This window comes from Acaryochloris sp. IP29b_bin.137 (genome assembly GCF_028285745.1).
In the GTDB taxonomy this organism is placed as follows: Bacteria; Cyanobacteriota; Cyanobacteriia; order Thermosynechococcales; family Thermosynechococcaceae; genus Acaryochloris.
Window position 1 is genome coordinate 1 of the sequence record NZ_JANQOP010000046.1, and the last position, 18,026, is coordinate 18,026.

13 protein-coding genes and 1 tRNA gene are annotated in these 18,026 nt (G+C 46.8%); 11 read left to right on the top strand and 3 right to left on the bottom strand.

What is annotated here, in order from left to right:
* Positions 1–653: 653 nt before the first annotated feature.
* From Q0991_RS03510 to Q0991_RS03535, 6 genes are all read left to right on the top strand, one after another.
* Positions 654–1,808 (top strand): response regulator, encoded by a 1,155-nt coding sequence (locus tag Q0991_RS03510; RefSeq protein ID WP_299485559.1) that lies wholly within the window; start codon positions 654–656, stop codon positions 1,806–1,808.
* 383 nt (positions 1,809–2,191) lie between these two features.
* On the top strand, positions 2,192–3,343 hold the full coding sequence (locus Q0991_RS03515; RefSeq protein ID WP_299485561.1) for a response regulator: 1,152 nt from the start codon (positions 2,192–2,194) through the stop codon (positions 3,341–3,343).
* A gap of 33 nt (positions 3,344–3,376) precedes the next feature.
* Entirely contained in the window at positions 3,377–4,648 is a 1,272-nt protein-coding gene (locus Q0991_RS03520) for a chemotaxis protein CheW (RefSeq protein WP_299485563.1), read from the top strand.
* Positions 4,649–4,750: 102 nt separating this feature from the next.
* The gene (locus tag Q0991_RS03525; RefSeq protein WP_299485564.1) at positions 4,751–6,109 is read left to right on the top strand and encodes a methyl-accepting chemotaxis protein; all 1,359 of its coding nucleotides are present in this window, start codon (positions 4,751–4,753) and stop codon (positions 6,107–6,109) included.
* 111 nt (positions 6,110–6,220) lie between these two features.
* A complete protein-coding gene (locus Q0991_RS03530) occupies positions 6,221–8,554 on the top strand; it encodes a hybrid sensor histidine kinase/response regulator (protein WP_299485566.1) in 2,334 nt (777 codons plus the stop codon).
* Positions 8,551–8,967, top strand: a complete 417-nt coding sequence (locus Q0991_RS03535) for a response regulator (RefSeq protein WP_299485568.1) — start codon at positions 8,551–8,553, stop codon at positions 8,965–8,967. Before Q0991_RS03530 ends, Q0991_RS03535 begins: the two co-directional genes overlap by 4 nt.
* 3 nt (positions 8,968–8,970) lie before the next feature.
* Here Q0991_RS03535 and Q0991_RS03540 read toward each other — a convergent pair whose 3' ends face one another.
* From Q0991_RS03540 to Q0991_RS03550, 3 genes are all read right to left on the bottom strand, one after another.
* Positions 8,971–10,182 carry a glycosyltransferase family 4 protein gene (locus tag Q0991_RS03540; protein WP_299485570.1) on the bottom strand — a complete coding sequence of 404 codons (1,212 nt, stop codon included), beginning with the start codon at positions 10,180–10,182 and terminating at the stop codon, positions 8,971–8,973.
* The gene (locus Q0991_RS03545; protein ID WP_299485572.1) at positions 10,182–11,102 is read right to left on the bottom strand and encodes a TIGR01777 family oxidoreductase; all 921 of its coding nucleotides are present in this window, start codon (positions 11,100–11,102) and stop codon (positions 10,182–10,184) included. Before Q0991_RS03545 ends, Q0991_RS03540 begins: the two co-directional genes overlap by 1 nt.
* Positions 11,103–11,207: 105 nt before the next feature.
* A complete protein-coding gene (locus Q0991_RS03550; RefSeq protein WP_299485574.1) occupies positions 11,208–11,600 on the bottom strand; it encodes a hypothetical protein in 393 nt (130 codons plus the stop codon).
* A gap of 227 nt (positions 11,601–11,827) precedes the next feature.
* Between Q0991_RS03550 and Q0991_RS03555 the strand changes: the two genes are divergently transcribed.
* The 5 genes from Q0991_RS03555 (at position 11,828) to Q0991_RS03575 (ending at position 17,905) form a co-directional block, all read left to right on the top strand.
* A tRNA-Val gene (locus tag Q0991_RS03555) sits at positions 11,828–11,899 on the top strand.
* Positions 11,900–12,258: 359 nt separating this feature from the next.
* Positions 12,259–12,747 carry a hypothetical protein gene (locus Q0991_RS03560; protein WP_299485576.1) on the top strand — a complete coding sequence of 163 codons (489 nt, stop codon included), beginning with the start codon at positions 12,259–12,261 and terminating at the stop codon, positions 12,745–12,747.
* Between the two features lie 36 nt (positions 12,748–12,783).
* The gene (locus Q0991_RS03565) at positions 12,784–13,878 is read left to right on the top strand and encodes a hypothetical protein (RefSeq protein ID WP_299485578.1); all 1,095 of its coding nucleotides are present in this window, start codon (positions 12,784–12,786) and stop codon (positions 13,876–13,878) included.
* The gene (locus Q0991_RS03570; protein ID WP_299485580.1) at positions 13,878–14,888 is read left to right on the top strand and encodes a MoxR family ATPase; all 1,011 of its coding nucleotides are present in this window, start codon (positions 13,878–13,880) and stop codon (positions 14,886–14,888) included. Before Q0991_RS03565 ends, Q0991_RS03570 begins: the two co-directional genes overlap by 1 nt.
* Positions 14,852–17,905 carry a hypothetical protein gene (locus Q0991_RS03575; RefSeq protein WP_299485582.1) on the top strand — a complete coding sequence of 1,018 codons (3,054 nt, stop codon included), beginning with the start codon at positions 14,852–14,854 and terminating at the stop codon, positions 17,903–17,905. The genes Q0991_RS03570 and Q0991_RS03575 overlap by 37 nt, the downstream gene beginning before the upstream one ends.
* Positions 17,906–18,026: the final 121 nt, after the last annotated feature.

The following is an 18,026-nucleotide window of genomic DNA, read 5'->3' on the forward strand; positions in this document are numbered from 1 at the left end:
ATTCTAAATACGTCATAGCGGTCAACGATGGATTTGTAATGAATGGTCATTCATGGGCACTATGCCATGTTTATCTGTTTTTTGCAGCTTCAAGTCATCTATCGAGAGGATTTCAGCATCAATGTAACGGGCAGAGGGTGCCTCGACTAGCAAACTCAAGGGCCTCCTTGTCCACAGCCCCATTAAAACGAAGCGGAATGAGTTTTCCCTGAGAGATTCCCGATTTCTAGATAAAAGTCAGGGCCTTCCACCTGGATTTAAAGACGTTTTGGTAAGAGGGAAGAGAAAGTATCAATTTATACCATATGGATTTATTTTGTAGTGTTTGATACAAGAAAAAATCGGGTTATTTTTTCTTTCTAAACCCTTTTTATTGGGCTTGTAAGATAATTGTCCGTCAAAAAAATGATTTTCTAATCCCTTTGCATCATCCTTCTTTATTAATGGGTAAACTAGGGAATGGATGCCTAATGTGATTATTCTCAGAGAGTTTGAGCGCTTTCACTAACTCGATCAACGTTATATATAACGCTCCTTTCGAAGATATTTTTGTGCTTGAGTTCTGCTAACTTTTAATAGCACCTACTATCTGTCAATAACATCCTTGCCTAAGTTCTAGAATTGGGCTTCATATTATTTTGGGGGAGAATCTAATGCTTCAATTTGAAGCGGGACAATTACAAAAGACACTGGATCAGCTGCATCACAATCAATTTTCGGGTGCAGCTCATATTGATGTATCCATTGGACATTCTGAAGAAGTTAGATCTCGGGTTGTTTTCTTCCAGAAGGGGGCGATTACCTACGTTGGCAAGACCCTACCCACTCCCCCTGAGTTTTCAACACTGATTGGAGAGAAGTTGAAGCTCAAGGTGATGAAGGCTGCGATGCAGTTGGCAAATAAAAAGGTTGAAGATGCTCACTCCATCCAGGCTTACTTAGCGATTTATTTACGCCTGGGCTTATTTGATTGGCATGCCCTGGAGAAGGCGATGCGATCGCAGGTCGTATTGTGCCTCGATCAACTTTGGCCCCATGCAGGTACCCTATGCCTAGAAGAAACGACAGATTTCGATTTAGCCTACGGCCAGGATCAGCATGGGTTTGACTGGCAACAGCTTTGCCTATCCTTAGCTCAACGGCAACAGGCCTGGGCCTCCTTGACCCCTGCAATCCCGTCCATGGATGCCATCCCGCATCCCCAGGTACCTGGGGATGGTCAGACCGTCGCCGATGAATATGCCCAACAGCATCTAAGCGTATGGATTGATGGTGAGCGCTCGCTGCTGGACATTGCCGAAGGGCTGCAACGCGATCCACTGGAGTTGGGGCATCTATACCTCCATTGGCAAAAAATGAGTTGGGTCACATTCTCTGGCGATCAACCTCAATATATGGGGGAGAGTCCCAATACCACCGCTCTCCAGCGCTTGCCTTTGATTTTAAGTGTGGATGACAGCTTAGTGGTGCAAACTATGCTTAAACGGACCCTTTGTGATTTTTATCAGGTCTTGACTGCTAGCAATGCCGTGGATGCTCTCAGCCTTTTGAATAGCCAACCGGTAGATCTGATGTTGTTGGATGTCACCATGCCGGATATTGATGGCTTGGAATTTTGTAAAACCGTTCGGGGAATTTCTAAGTTCAGAGATCTACCCGTGGTTATGCTGACGGCCAAGGATGGCTTGGTCAACAAAGTGAAAGGCCAAATGGCAGGCTCAACCCATTACCTAACCAAGCCCGTCAGGAAAGACAAGCTACTGAATGCGATCGACAAATACCTGCCGTCCAGTAAAGTATCGGCTTAAAGAATAGTTGAATTCCTTTCCCTGAGAAGGATTCAAGGATCATAGATGTGCGATATAGGGAGATGTTGCTGGCATTAGGACATTCAAGCTAAAAAAATTAATTTTTCCTTTACGAAAGATCCAAAAGAGTCGTTGTCGGATGGGCACGCTAGAGAATGTATCTTCTGCAGTCCCACCCATAGGATGTTCAACATGTACATCGCCAAACAACCTAGGTCGATGATTGCGATTGGTCACTTTTAGTATAGGGTTCAGTTATTTGATAAAAAAGACTCATTCAAGACGTCTATCAGGGCTTCTTATTATTCACTGAATATCCTGGGTTTGGCGTCTTCAATCCTGTACTTAAAGAGAAAAATAATGCTTTATCTGGATGGTAAATAATGCTTCAGTTTCAAACTGGAAAATTACTACAGTCTTTGGAGGATTTACATCAAAAAGGCTTTACGGGAGCAGCCTACGTCGATGTATCTATTAATAGCCAGAACACCGTACGCTCCCAAATTATTTTCTTTAAAGAAGGAGCCATTACTTATGTGGGTGAGGCCTTGCCTAATCCCACTCATTTCTCTCAAGATATTGGTAAAAGGCTGAATCTAAAAATCATGAATGCTGCCATTAAAATGGCAGAAAAAAAGGTTAAAGATTCAAACTCTATTCACGCCTATTTATCCATTTATACCCGCATCAATCTGTTTGAGTGGAATGAGATTGAAACGTTGATGTATAACCAAGCGGTGTTGAGGCTGGACCTGCTTTTACCCTACGAAGGTCGACTGGTTGTCAACCCTCAAACGGCCTTTGATCTGGTTTATGGCGAAGATCGCCATGGACTGGATTGGCAAAAGCTCAAAACTTCCCTTGAGAAACGCCAACAAGCTTGGGCTGCCCTAGCTCCAGATATCCCCTCAATGGACGCGGTACCCCATACCATTCGGGTGAATAAAACCCATACCGTAGACGATGTTTTTGCCCAGCAACATTTGCAAACTTGGATTGATGGGCAGCGGTCCTTGCTCCAAATTGCTGCCGAAGCCAAGCAAGATCCATTGGCCTTAGGAAAACAATATCTGCAGTGGCACAAGCAGGGGTGGATCACTTTTACGGGGGGTCAGCCTGAGATTGTGGCTCCGCTAATCGGTTCAGAGCGGAAGGACTTGCCCGTCATTTTAAGTGTGGATGACAGCCTCGTGGTGCAAACCCTGATTAAACGAGCTATCGGCGAATACTATCAGGTCTTGACCGCCAATAGCGCCATTGATGCCCTGCATGTCCTCAACAATAACTCCGTGGAGCTATTGCTGCTGGACGTGACCATGCCGGATATTGATGGTTTTGAACTCTGCCGCACCGTACGCTCTATTGGTCAATTTCAGGATCTGCCGGTGATTATGCTGACGGCTAAGGACGGATTGCTCAACAAAATGAAAGGGCAAATGGCGGGATCAACCCACTATTTAACCAAACCGATTGAAAAAGAAAAATTACTCGCTGCTATCGAAAAATATATCCCTTCTCCTCAAGTGAGTCGGTAGCGGGTTCGATATTCTTCGTAAGGACGTATTGTTATGGACAGTCAAGCTTATCTGATCTTTCAGCTGCAAGAGTTGCGGTATGGAATTGATGCTGAGCTCGTAAAAGAAGTTTTTCCGTTACCGGAACTAACACCTCTGGCAGAAGCACCGCCCGATATTATCGGTATGCTGAATCTACGGGGAAAAATTGTCCCTGTTATGCATTTAGCTTGTCGATTGGGCCAATCTCAGCCTAATTGTAAGCTCAAGGATGCCGTCATCGTTATGGACTGGCAAGGCATTCAAGTCGGAATCGTCGTTAATCAAGTCCAAGATGTACTCACGTTTGACGCGTCTGCGATTGATACATCGGTTGAATACGGAAGACCTCAAGCTTCTTCTTACATCAAAGGCGTCACCCGGGAATTAGAGGTTCCTATTGTGTTTCTCAACCCAGATTCCCTGGTCCGCCAGCCGGACCAGGTCGCTAGCCTGGTCTGGGAATCTGAACTGGATAGGGCAGAGCCTGACTTTCCGGAAATTCCACTCAACCTAGAATCAGAGCAATCATCAGAGTCACTGGAAGAGGTTGAAGATCCAGATGAGATCGCAGCCCTGCATCAACAGTGGGAGGCGCTACTGGAAGGCTCTGAGTCTGATTCAGAGCAAATGTTAATGGCTGATCTAGAAGCAGCTGAGTCTGAATCAGATCAGCCATTAGAGACTGGTTTGGAAGAGGCATTTGACCCTGAACCCACCACCATTCAACCTCCTAAGCTAGGCACTTTTTTCGAGCGCTACTGCCCCGACGCATCTGAGGCTGATCAAGACGTTTTTCGGCAGCGGGCAGCCAGTTTAAGGGAGGCACTCACCGACACCGATCCTGCTGATTTGCGGTCTCTAGCCGTTGTGGGCCTGGGCAATCAGTATTTTGGTCTGGACTTAAGTTGGGTTCGGGAATTTATCAATATTCGGTCCGTGACCCCCATTCCCTGTTGCCCCCAACATATTGTGGGCAATATCAATTTAAGGGGGGAAGTCATGACCTTGGTGAATATCCAAAAAGCTTTAAATCTGTCCGACGAATCCAGTGATTCTCCCCAAAAAGCAGTCGTATTCGAGGTGAATGATGTGGTGGCGGGTCTCACCGTTGATGAGGTGATCGATGTGACCGCTTTATCATCAGCCCAGATTGCCCCAATTCCAGCCGCTGTCTCCGCTACTTACCGTGAGTTTTTGCAGGGAATGATTCTCTATGACAATCAATACCTCAATCTTCTGGATCTACCCAAAATGATTAGCCAAGGAGTCTTGAGTGTGGCTTAACTGAGCTGACCTAGGGCCAGGAATGGCCAATCAATCTTTACGTGACCGCTATTTGCGGACTTCTTATCAAACTTTTATCAGTCAGAGGACACAAGGAATCCCATGAAAATTACGAACCAACTCCGATGGACCGTTGCCGGCTTGACGGTTTTTGCCCTAGGCACCACTGCTTACACCGTTAGCAATATTGGTCGCAACACAAACGACGGTACGGTTGTGAACAACGCCGGTATTGTTCGGGGGGCAACCCAGCGCTTGGTTAAATTAGAGACGAATGGCAAAGCGGATAATCAACTTCGCCAGAAAATTGATGGTCTCATCAACGGATTGATTAACGGAGATGCTGAACTGGGTCTGCCCAAGGCCACAGATGCCGCGTTCCTAGACAAAATTCAGGCTGTAGAAGCTGAATGGCAAGTATTGGGACAGATGATTGAGCAATATCGGTCAAATCCTAGTATGAAAGCTCAGGTCATTGATGAGAGCGAAAAATTCTTTGAATTAACCAACGAAGCTGTGTTTGCCGCTGAAAATGCAGCCACGAATAACGTTCAAGGGCTAAGCAATACCCAGTACGTTGTGTTGGCATTGAACCTGATCGTTCTGGGATTTATTTTCTGGACCATTCAGCAAGCTTCAAAAGTGTTGACCAGTTCTGTGGGATCTGTGGCCACCAGCTCTTACGCGATTGCGGAAACCGTTGGCAAACAAGAGCAAATCATCAACGAACAAACCCAATCCGTTAAAGATACAACGGTCACCATTGAAGGTCTAGGGATGTCTTCTATGCAAGCGGCCCAGCAAGCTGATTTATCAGCCAAAGGGGCACAAGAAGCCCTGGAACTCTCCAAGAATGGAACTCAATCCGTGGCAGAAACCGTGGAAGGGATTGGCGAACTCCGAACCAAAGTAGGAGAAATTGCCGAACAGATTATGCAGTTGAGTGAACAAACCGGGCAGATTTCGACGGTGTCTCAGCTGGTGGCTGGCATTGCAGACCAAACGAACATGCTGGCCCTAAACGCTGCGGTGGAAGCAGCTCGAGCCGGTGAGGAAGGAAAAGGTTTCGCGGTGGTTGCCGGTGAAATTCGGAAGCTGGCAGACCAAAGTCGCAGTTCCGCCGACAAGATTAATACCCTGGTGGGTGACATTCAAGCTTCCATTAACAGCACCGTGATGGTAACCGATGAAGGGACTAAAACGGCAACGAAAGGGATTGAACTAGCGGAATCCACCAATGAGGTGATTCTCAAAATGGCCCAGTCGATTCAAGACGTGTTTGATAGTAGTCAAACGATTGCTAAAAGTTCTAAGCAACAGGCGGTTGTGGTTCAGCAAGCGGTTTCCGCGATTAACACCATTAACCTCGGTGCCCAAGAAACCGCCTCTGCTGTGAGTGAGGTGAATACCACCACAGAACAGCTAACAGACGTTGCTCAACAATTGGCTGTTACGGTTTAAGACGGCCTTATTTTTAGGAAAGAAACCCTTGATTGCCTGGGTTCTTTCGACTCCCAAGCGAAGGCTCTTTCCTACTTTTCCCCACCCTTTATCTAAGCAAGCATAACAACCATGTTCATCGAAGATGACGAACTGCGTGGACTTTACAAAGCTGCCAGTGCCGAACATATCGAAACCATAGAAGCAGGTTTGATCCATTTGGAAAAAAACCCAGGGGATCAACAGCAGTTACAAGCTCTCCTAAGAGCAACCCATTCCCTTAAGGGGGATTCGCGGATGCTAGGGGTTGGTGATGCTGAGACCGTGACCCATCAGATGGAAGATCTTTTGTCTGAGGTTGAGCAAGGGGATCGAGTTTTATCGTCTGGGTTATGTGATCGCCTTTACTCTGGTTTGGATGCAGTTCGTAAAATTGCCCATACGGCAGTGACTGGGGAACAGACAGATGTGAGTGTTTTCCACGTCATGGCTCAGTTGATGGCTGGCGATGATGCGGACATCCCTTCAGGACCTGCAGCGACCCTAGATATCATCCAAGGGGATGAAACGGTAGAGATTGACCCTGCTGCCACCTTGATACAAGTAGCGGAAGAGACTGAGCCCGATTTAGCGGCTGAACTGAATCAACTTCTCAAACAATCTCCCTCCGATCAGGGACAATCTAAGCCCGCTGAAACACCGACCACCTCTCCTTATCAGGTGGATACCGTGCGGGTAGAGGCAGCCAAGCTGGATCAATTGATGACTCAGGCGAGTGAGTTGGCTGTTACGAAACTTCGGATTGCCCAGAGACTTGGGGAAGTGGAACAATTAGCCACCCTTAGGGAGCAATGGACCACTGATTTACAAGCCCATCAGTTGAGTTTAACGCCGCTAAAACAGCAACTCTCTGCGGCCGATGCCATGTTGGTGGATCAGGTCTTGCAAGTTCATCAACAGCGTCTCTCAGCCCTCAGTTTTCAGATTGAAAATCTAAAGGCCCAAGTGGGAGAAGATTCAACTCGCTTGGATATTACGGCGAACCAATTAGAAGTCGGCATTCGCAATTTGCGCATGTTGCCCGTGGCCGGTCTATTTCAACTCTTCCCTCGCATGGTGCGGGATCTTGCCAAACAACAGCAAAAACAGATTGAGCTGGTTCTAGAAGGTACAGAGACCCTGGCAGATAAAAACATTTTGGAACAGATGCAGGCTCCCTTAACCCACTTGGTTCGCAATGCCATCGACCATGGCATCGAGACAACAACCGAACGAATGGCGATGGGTAAGCCGGAAACAGCTACCCTCCGCTTAAGGGCGTATCAATTAGGCAGTAGTATTGCCATTGAACTCACCGACGATGGCCGAGGGTTGGAGCTGGCCAAAATCCAAGAAACGGCCATCAGACGAGGGCTACATACTGAGGCCGAGTTAGCCCGCATGACCACCAGCCAAGTCCAATCTCTGATCTTTGCACCCGGTTTTTCAACGCGGACCCAAGTGACAGAGATTTCGGGCCGAGGGGTCGGCTTGGATGTGGTTCGTGCCAACGTGGAACGACTACAAGGCACCATTCAAGTTCGTTCGATTCCCAGCCAAGGCTGTACCTTTCAGCTCACTCTCAGCTCTAGCTTAACCACCACTGCAGTCCTTATTGTTGAGGTAAATCAGCATCCTTACGCGATTCCCTTGGAATATGTGGACAAGATGATCAGTGTCACCCCTGACCAAATCTTTTCGTTGGAAGGGCATCCTACCATTACGGATCAAGACCAACCCTTATCTGTAATGTGGCTAAGTGATGTTCTTGAATTACCAACCGAACAGGATAGACACGAAACTGAACGCACCAATATTCCTTGTGTCATTCTCCAAATTGGTTCAGAACGCTTGGGGTTATTTATCGATCAACTCGTAGATCAGCAGGATATTGTGCTAAAACCCCAGAGTAAATTGCTGAAACGCATTCGGAACATTACCGGGGCCACTATTCTGGGAAATGGTGAGATTTGTATGGTACTCAATCCTCAAGATTTCCTACAAGCCACCCAAGGCATGGACGATCTAACCTTGTCCGAACATCTGCATGAGGCCGTGACATCAAAGGTGTTGTTGGTTGAAGATTCCATACCAATCCGAACGCAAATGAAACGGATTCTGCAAGGAGCTGGGTATGACGTCACTGCAGCAGTAGACGGTCAAGAGGGATTGGAGAAGCTGCAGGCTGATCGCTTTGATGCGGTGGTGTCTGATGTGGAAATGCCCAATTTAACTGGACTGGAAATGACGGCCCAGATTCGTCAGAGACAGGAATACCAGCAGCTTCCCATTGTGTTGGTCACGACCCTAGCGAAGGAAGAAGACAAACGTCGCGGTCAGGAAGCGGGGGCCAACGCTTACCTAACCAAAGGTGATTTTGATCAAACATTGCTTATCGAGACCTTAAGGAGGTTAATTGCGTCATGACAGATCCGATCAAAGTAGTTCTAGTTGAAGATTCTGGAGTTGCCCTCCAGATTCTCAATCGATTGCTGGATTCTGCCCCAGAAGTCAACGTTGTGGGAACCGCCCAGGACGGGAATGAAGGGTTAAGAGTCATTGCTCAAACCATGCCAGATGTCATTTGCACCGATTTGCAGATGCCCAATATGGACGGTTTAGAATTCACCGAAAAGGTGATGAAGGACTTTCCCCGTCCCATACTAGTCATCAGCAATAGTGTGCATCCTTCCGATGTAGACAATATTTTTAATCTGATGCAGGCAGGTGCCCTAGACTTTTTCCCTAAACCGAATTCTGGGTCTGCAACGGATTATGAGATTTTGAAAAAGACGCTAGTGACGAAAATTAAGGTGTTGGCTTCCAAAAAAGTGGGTTAGCCCTTAGCGAGTTAACCAGTCTAGGTGCTGGGGCAATAGCTTTGCTAAGTCATAGGTTTTCTGAATGGTCTGACGGGCATTGGCTCGGAGTTCGGCCATGCCGTCAGGGTGATCGAGGGCTTCTTGGATGCGATCGCACACCTGTTGCGGCGAGAAAAAGTCCACGAGTAGGCCATTCTGGCCATCCTTAATCACTTCCGTTACTGGGGCCGTATCGGATGCCACCAGTAAACAGCCCGCGGACATAGATTCCAGCATGGACCAAGACAAGACAAAGGGCCGAGTTAAATAAACATGCACGGAAGAAGCTTGTAACACCTGCAAATACTGGCTATAGGGCAACCGCCCCGTAAAATGTAGCCGCGACAGATCTAGGGGCAAGGTCTCCAACATATGCTGCTTATAGGTTTTGCCATTGGGCAGCTTTTTGCCATAAGCTACCCGATCCGCCCCTACTATGACTGCATGACAATGGGGTCGTTTTTGCTGCAACAGAGCCATAGCTTCCATAAACTGAGGAAACCCCCGATAAGGTTCCATGCCCCGTGCCACATAGGTGACGACTTCATCCACGGCTGACAAATCCAGATTAATGTCAGGCAAAACTAGTTTGGCACCGGGTTTAGGCTGAAAATACTCCGTATCGATGCCGTCGTGTAAAACCTTGATCTTGCTATGGAATTCTGGCGGGAATTGATGGCGCTGCCATTGAGTAGGGGATAGGCCATAATCGCAACTCGCCAAATCCAATAAAATCGGGGCATTTTTAATCCGAATACGGGCTTCTGCATCAGCATCTAAGGGATCAGCGGGGTCAAAATCAGCATCAGTGCCGTGGGCATGGTAGTACCACTCGAAAAAGCAGCAGAACTTGGCCTTCGGGAAAATATCCTTTACGAATAATCCCGGTCCCCACCCAGAATGGGCATAGACCACATCCGGCACAAATCCCCGCTCGCTCAATTGCTGGGCAATCCGATACACCGCCTGTCCTTCCAACACCGCGCTCTCTAGAGGGCGAACATAGTGATGGGTTTCGGGGCGGACTTCCCGTGACGGTTTGTACAGAATCTTCTGGACTCCTTGAATCTGTCCCTCTTCCCGAGCCGTCCCATACACCACTTGATGCTTTGGACTCTTCGCTAACACCATCGCCAAATGCCGAAACTGAGCCGGGAAATTGGGATGGAGGAACAGAATTCGTTGAAGCGCCATTAGGTCAAAATCTGTTGAAGGGCCGAGTCAATGGTCTCATATTTATATTGGAATCCATCGGCCTGAGTTTTCTCTGGTCGTACGTTTTGTCCTTCCAAAACTAATTGGGCCGCTTCCCCCAAAAGTAGCTCCAACGCAATGTCTGGAACTGGAAGCCAGGAAGGACGATTAAGGACTTTGCCAAGAGACTCACACAGTTCAGCCATCCGCACTGGATTGGGGGCCGTGGCATTGTAAACGCCAGATTTATGGGTATCCGTCAGGGCCGTGAGGATAAGGTTGACCAAGTCATCTCGATGTACCCAGGAAAACCACTGTTTGCCACTGCCAATGGGCCCCCCCGCAAACATCTGAAACGGCGGCAGCATTTTGGCTAAGGCCCCGCCATTGCCTAAAACAATGCCGATGCGAAAAATAACTAATCGTATCCCAGCATCCGAGGCAGTTTGGGCTGCTTTCTCCCAGGTTTGACAAACTTCTGCCAAAAAATCATTGCCAGGGCCGCTCGATTCATCAAAAGTGGCCGTTTCACTGGTGCCATAAAAGCCAATCGCAGACGCATTCACCAGGACTGATGGCTTGTCCTCAACCGCAGCAATAGCCTCGACCAGTTTCTGCGTGCCCACGGCGCGGCTGTTGATAATTTCTTTTTTACGGCTGGGGGTCCAGCGATCCCCCACAAGGGGTTCTCCTGCTAAATTGACAACCCCATCCCAACCGGATAGCGCTTTTTGCCAGTCCCCTGAAACTTGGGGCTCATAGCCTTGAATCTCGACGTTAGGGAACTGTTGGGCGGGGAAAAGCTGAGCCGCTTTATCGGGACTTCGGACTAATGCTAAAACTTGATGGCCTTCTTCTTGCAACCGTTCAACGAGGCGTTGGCCTACAAATCCGGTTGCTCCTGTTACGACTACGTTCATGGGGATGCCAGCTGCTTGTTTCTTCTGATCATACAGAAGGCCAGCCCCAAGATCACAGGCGAGGTCAATCTCAAATTTCCGGCATTAAGCGCGGCGTCAAAGCGGTTAATGCCCTAATCGATTCTGCTCAATCCAGTGCATGGCAACACCGAAGGATTCAGCATTGAAAGTTTTACCAGAGCGAGGATCGGCGACATGCCACCATTCTTCACCTTTGGCGGTGATCCGGCGTTCGATGCTGAGTTGTGTTCGAGAGGTTATGCTTCTCGCCATGCGCTGCCACAGCTGGGCAAGTCTTGGCATTTGTAGAGTGAGTGATGGAGCCTGACGCCAGCGAGATTTAAGTTGAGTGCGCTCATTCCTGAGCAATTTAAGTAAGCGATGATCATGCTTGGCCTTGGCAACATCTATGCGATGTTGCAAGCTTGTCATCATGTTGGATTGTTGCTGGGTAGACGTTGGAGATAAGTCCAATTTTTTAGGTGATTTGATATTCATAAGACACTTTATTTATATGGTGCTTACTTTTTTCTAACCAGTTTTTTGTATTATCCGATACTTACTTGATCAAATCATAGACAACTTTACTTTTCCTTAATTTAAGTGAGTGAATAATTTCCAATGCCTAATTGTTTTTAAGTCGAATACCAATAAGGGTCTTCTTTGAGCCAATCATTGCTCACAGTTGCTTCAGCAGGGTGATCATGCTAAATTGAGTAGCCCAAGGGCGATTAGCACAGGGGTAGCGCGCTTCCTTCACACGGAAGAGGGCACTGGTTCAAATCCAGTATCGCCCACTTTGATGACAATTTATTCCTGATAAGGCTTTTAGAGATTCAAAACAGCTCCTAAAGTTCATTTTTTATGCTGAGTAACTAGAAGGCGGTTTTGAGGAACTTTGATTATCGCTGGTTTCCTTATTCTTTAAGCAGTCGACTTCTTCAAGTCAGTGTTGAAGCACCTCTTGCAGGCGCAATACCAGATCAACTCACTATTCATTTGATTGTTGGATTAGTTGCTCACGATTTGCAAGGGATGGTATTCGGAAGGGGGCATATTGATACCCTAGCCATTCCCTCTGTTTTATCAATCCCTTACCACCTAAATCCTTACGTTTAAAGAACTCTTATATCCATAGTATTCAAGCCGAATTTGTGTGATAAAGGGAATAATTTATGCTTTTTATCAAAAATTATTAGTTATGGATATTATCGCGCTGACTTCATTCTTAGCTCCCTGTTTGCCATTCCTGATGAAAAAAGTTGGTGCTTCAGCATTAGATGGGGCCGCCAAAAAGTTAGGGGAGGATACCTGGGGAAAAGCAAAAGCGATTTGGGGTAAGTTGCACCCTAAGGTAAAGTCTGAAGCTGCAGCGCAGATCGCTGCTGAGAAGCTGGCGACATCTCCCGATAGTGCTGCTTGGAAGGAAGCCTTGCAAGAGGAATTAGCAGCGATTTTGGCCAATGATTCAGAATTAGAAGCTGCTATTGCAGAAATCTTTGCGGATATTCAACCTTCAGCTAACCAAAATGTTGCTCAGCAAAATGTTGATGAGAACCAAGGGGTTGTGATTGGTCAGATGTCAGGCGGCAACGTTAACAATATCGGCGTAATTGACTCTGTTCAAGGTGATATAAAACTATAAGCCTAAAATTTACGCCTTTAGTGTGATCTGCCCCCAATGCATCCATCGCCAGAGAGTTCTCCAGAGCCAAGCCCAAAGCCAACCAATCAGGCTCAACAGGATATGGGCAAAAATCTGGGGCAGGCTTTTGGACAGATGTCTGGGGGGAATGCGAATAATATATCCGGGAGCAACGTCTATTTTGTTGATAGTAACGGGATAGCCCTAGATCAGAAAGGTTTGAGCGCAATGCCAGTCATTCCGTCGCTCTTGCCTTATTTACCTGATCGAACGGATCAGGAGTTTACGCTGAGTCAAGCGATACAAAGATGGCACTCACGGCCCCAACAACAACCTTTAATCTGTCTGATACATGGGGATGAGTTACAAAGTCATGACAAGTTCTTAGAACGTTTGCGTAAGGTTTCCTTACCCCGTCTCTTAAACCTTGACCTCAAGCAAACTGCGATTAAAGAACATCACCTGACATGGCCCTCTACGCTCAAGAAGTTGGAGCAGCTCTCTGCACGACTCACTAAGAACTTAGCGGATACTGTTGAGAATAATAGTTATGCTTCCGCTGAGGAAATTAACAAGACTTTTGGTAAACATCCCGGCCCTGTTATCGTACATTTACACCTGCTGACAGACGATTGGCGTCGGTTAGGACCAGGCTTACTGCATAAAATCTTAGAATTTTGGCAGCAATGGCCGGAATTAGGGATTAATCAAACTCTGATCGTTTGCATCTTTATCAAATATCAACTCAAGCGTTCAGCACAAAAGCAGAAACGTGGGTGGTTGATCAACCCTTTTGCTTGGTTGAAAAGATTTCTAAAATGTCGCCGATGTCAAAAGCTGAATCGTGAGATTACGGAGCACCTAGAAACTCTGGATGCATCAGAATTTAAAGAATTTAATCACTTCACGGGTACTGTTTTACCCAAGCTCAGCAATGTAAACCGTAACCATGTTGAAGACTGGGTGCGTTGCCCTGATACTAAAACTTTCGCGGGGGAAGCAGTCTTAGAGCAACTGTTGAGTGCTGTGCGTCAGATGTTTGAGCAAGAAGAGACAATGCCGATGGATCAAGTTGCAGACCAATTAAGAGATCTGCTTAAAAAGGCGGTTATCAGTGGGAGGCAACTTTGATGGAACTCCCATTTTATCGGGGAGATGCCAGTGGGAACCGTCGCCAGGTGGCGGCTAGCTTACCAATCCCTCAGCGTTCTCGATTACTCAATCCTGAAAGCTATATTGCAGATGACGGGTTACGAGATGCCTGTAATGTGGCGTTACTGCTGGGTCAGCCTTTGCTGCTGACTGGGGAACCAGGCACTGGGAAAACTCAATTTGCCTATAACTTGGCTTGGGAATTGGGGTTTGAACCTCCGCTCAAATTTGAAACCAAGTCTGATAGTACCGCGCGTGATCTGTTTTATACCTACGACGCCCTTAAGCGGTTCCAAGATATTCAAAGTGGCTTGGAGTCGAGCACGATCTTGAACTACATCTCCTATCAAGCTTTAGGGTTAGCTATTCTACGTACTCGACCGTGGGATGAGGTCAAACCTTACCTCCCCGCCGATTTTGGGGCGTTTCAACCCCAGCGCTCTGTGGTATTGATTGATGAAGTGGATAAAGCCCCACGGGACTTCCCAAATGATCTGCTCAACGAGCTGGAGCAACTGTATTTCAAGGTCAGCGAGTTGGAGAATGCCAAGATCGAAGCAGATCCTGCCCTCCAGCCGCTGGTTGTAATTACTAGCAATTCAGAAAAAGACCTGCCAGATGCCTTTCTACGGCGGTGTATTTACTACAATGTGCCATTCCCCACGAAGGAGCGGTTAACGCATATTATTGCCAGCCACCTAGGAACGAATACTGATATCAACAATGCATTTTTGAGAACGGCATTGGATATATTTGATCGCTTACGTGCACCTGAGAACGGCCTGCGTAAAAAGCCTGCAACGGCTGAACTACTGGGCTGGGTGTTGACACTACAGCGATTTGGAGAGGGCAAATCTAACCCCTTAGAAGATCGGAGTCTGGTATTGAAGACTTTGAGTAGTTTGATCAAAACGGCTGAAGATATCCCCAAAGCCAGAGGTGTTATTGAACGATGGAGTCAGGAACAGCAACCACTCCAGAATGGGTAGCGTCTGAACTGCTAGTTCAGTTTTTGGATGATCTGCGAGATGCAGGTTACAACATTGGCATTCAGCAATATATTGCCGTTCAGGATCTGGTTTTAACCCTGGCGACTCAAGGTGAACTGCCTGACTTAAGGAATTTAAGGTCCTTTATTGGCCCCATCGTCTGCAGTTCTGCCATAGAACAGATTGATTTCCAAGAGCGATTCGATGGATGGACAAAACAGCTGAATCTAGACGATTTTCGGCAGCTGAATCTAGAAGATTTTCGTCGTCATGAAATTCCAGAACATAACGCTAAAAGCTTGGTAGAGGATTTGGACCGTATTCAAAGGGGAGGCAAGACTTTAACACGGCTCTTAACAGGAGTTGTTATTATCTGCGCAGTGCTATTATTCCCGAGCCATAAACTGCAAAAAGATATTCCCCTAAGTCATTCAACAAGTACTCCATTGCCGGAGCCGACGTCTGCAACTCGCCCTAGTAATGCTCCCCAACCTAGCGAAGTACCTAGTCCCCAACCTAGCGAAGTACCTAGCCCCCAACCTAGCGAAGTACCTAGCCTCCAACCTAGCGAAGTACCTGACCCATTCTCATTAGAAACTCCTCTCCCACCATCTTCAATGGTTAAAAATGAACGATTTCAATGGAGAGCCATTCTTTTTTTTGGAGTAGTTGTAGCAACTCTATTGATTTGGCGCTTCTGGTGGTATCGAAGCGCCCGTCAGTTTCTCAATCGTCGAGAAAGCAACCATTCGCCTGAACTCCAGAAGCTTTCAATGCAGGGCATCGAAAGTTCGCTATTTTCATCCAACCTTGTATTTCAAACGGCCCAGCAGTTACGCCGACGAACCCGACAATTTGCCAACACTCTTGACATACAGCAAACTCTTCTAGCTTCTATCAAGCAAGGAGGATGGCTAACACCGATTTATTGCACAAAAAAAACCATACCTGAATATCTGTTTTTAATCGATCGTGCCAGTTATGCGGATCACCAAGCTAAGCTAACGGAAGAATTAATTCAACAACTTCAACAAAACGGGGTCTACATCAAACGCTTTTTCTTTGACGAGGATGCTCAGGTTTGTTATCCAGAACTCCAGAGCCATTACCCCCAGTCATTGCAAGACCTATTCAGTCAATACGGCAGAGATCGGCTAGTAATTGTGGTCGAAGCAGAGATCCTATTTAGCCATCAAACGGGGAAACCAAAAACCTGGCTCGATCTGCTTCAAGCCTGGGAGCAACGGGTGCTTTTAACCCCTAACCCCGTGGAAAGTTGGAGTCAATGGGAATTGAATTTGATGCAGAAGTTTATTGTGCTACCCTTAACCCCCCAAGGCATCGCTGCATTTCCACAAATTTTCCTTAAAGGTTCTACTGTCTATCGATTGGCTGAAACGCCTTCAACACCTTTTCCTGAGATGCTAGCGATCCGGTCACAGCAGTGGTTGGGAAGGTATCCACCAAGAGCGGAAAAAGGGCAACAGATGCTATCAGAACTTGCCACGTATTTGGAAGAATCAGGCTTGTATTGGTTTGCCGCTTGCGCTGTATTTCCTGAACTCCATTGGACAATAACGGTTTACTTAGGAAATGTGCTTAAGAATACTGAGGGGCGAGCTTTGTTATCTGGTCCTATCCTTTCAAAGCTGGTACGTTTACCGTGGTTTCGCTATGGCTACATTCCCGATTGGTTAAGGCGGTATCTAGTATTAAATTTGACACCAGATCAAAATAAGGCAGTACGTCAAGCTTTTCGACAACTGATGGTAATGGCAGTGAGAGGAGACATTGGGCCGCTTCAGTTAGAGATTGCTCAGCAGTATCAGCAAACATTACCCAACTTAACCCGTCCCCTACTACGATTGCTATCACGTCAAACAAGCGATGAAGCTCCGTTACGTGACTTTATTTTTCTGGACTTTATGACCAAAGAATCACTGCTAACAGTGGCGATTCCTGAAGATCTCAAGCCTTTATTCCATGGAAGTCAATATGAGAAAATTCTCCGCCGTCAGAAATTAAGGTTAACTGTTGTTATTGGTTTCATCTTTGTTTCAGTAGGTCTTTATGCTTGGTGGACAATTACAGCTCCCACCAGGCACATGAATCAACTTTTACATGACGCTCGGGCGCTGACAGTAGCGAATAATCACCTAGATGCCTTGGTGATGCTCACTCAGGTTGGACAAATGCTAAGGGCTTCAAACAATCAAGATTCAACCATTCTGTCTTCCACAACCAGCTTGTTTTTAAAGAATGTGTCCATCAGAAACAATGCTGTTTCGAGTAGTCCACCTAGCTTCCACCAACATAATCAATTAAATAGTCACCAAGCTGGTGTTATCAGTGTGGTCTTTAGTCCTGATGGAAACACCCTCATCTCTGCCAGTGAGGACAACACCATCAAGTTATGGGATCGAAGTGGGAAACTCCTCAACTCCCTCAAAGAGCATACTGATACTGTCTATAGTGTGGCCTTTAGTCCTGATAGAAACACCCTCACCTCTGCAAGTAGGAACGGCACCATCAAGTTATGGGATCGAAGTGAGGAACTCCTCAACTCCCTCAAAGGGCATATTGATACTGGCTATAGTGTGGCCTTTAGTCCTGATAGAAACACCCTCGCCTCTGTTAGTGAGGATAACACTATCAAGTTATGGGATCGAAGTGGGAAACTTCTCAACTCCCTCAAAGGGCATACTGATACTGTTATCAGTGTGGCCTTTAGTCCTGATGGAAACATCCTTGCCTCTGCCAGTGAGGACAACACTATCAAGTTATGGGATCGAAGTGGGAAACTTCTCAACACTCTCAAAGGACATACAACTGCTGTCAATAATGTGGCCTTTAGTCCTGATGGAAACATCCTTGCCTCTGCCAGTAGTGACACAACCATCAAACTGTGGCCTTGGTCGATAGATCTTTTCGTGGCACATAGCTGTAATTGGCTGAAGGATTACCTGCTCACAAATCCAAATGTATCTAAGGAGGACAAAGAACTTTGCGGTCTGTAACCCATAACTTCATCTCCAACTCCGAAACCTTTACCTAGTAGGGGTACTTGAAGGGGCGACACTGTTGGCGAATTCATAAAAGTCATACTGGTACTGCTTGAAGTACCCTCTTGCATAGTCT